This window comes from Kitasatospora sp. NPDC059577, assembly GCF_042735475.1.
Lineage (GTDB): Bacteria > Actinomycetota > Actinomycetes > Streptomycetales > Streptomycetaceae > Kitasatospora.
In genome coordinates, this window is record NZ_JBHWBZ010000064.1 from 57,314 (window position 1) to 57,892 (window position 579).

At 67.9% G+C, this 579-nt stretch carries 1 protein-coding gene; it reads right to left on the minus strand.

Annotated features, from left to right (window positions below; all coding sequences use genetic code 11):
- Positions 1-95: 95 nt before the first annotated feature.
- On the minus strand, positions 96-518 hold the full coding sequence (locus ACFV0O_RS34585) for a hypothetical protein (RefSeq protein WP_380347762.1): 423 nt from the start codon (positions 516-518) through the stop codon (positions 96-98).
- Positions 519-579 lie beyond the last annotated feature (61 nt).

Below are 579 nucleotides of genomic sequence, written 5' to 3' on the forward strand. Positions count from 1 at the left end.
TGTGGGGTGGGGGTGCGGGGGCCTCGGGCTCTGTTTGGGGGGGGGGGGGGGGGGGGGGTGGGGGGGCCGTGCCCCCCCCCCCACCCCCCGGCGGGTCACTCCTGATCGGCACCAGGCTGCTTGACGTAGTGCTCCATCGGCGGGCCCATGATCAGGTCACCGGGGATGACCTTGATGCCCTTGAAACCCTTGTTGAAGGTGGGGATGCGGGCGAGAGCCGTGAAGGAGACGCGGCGCTTGTCACTGGGCAGGGCGGAGCCGTCCAGCCTGACGTTGGCCGGGACCGCTTCCGCGACCTTGTCCCGCATGGCGCGGGTCAGGTTCACCGTGTACTCGCTCTCGTGCACCTTGCCGGTCGGCAGCCCGTTGCCGTCCACCTCCTGAGTGACGACCTCGACCACGATGAACGCGTACTCCCCGCCCTTGTCGTACTTGCCGGTCACGAACCGCGTGATGATGCCGCTGTCGTAGCCGTTGTGACCGTTGAGGTGCGCCAGCTTCCAGGCTTCCGTGGCCATGTGTTCCTCCTTGAAGGGGATTCCTGATCGGTCCGGAGTCTCTGCCTTGCCCCGTCCGACA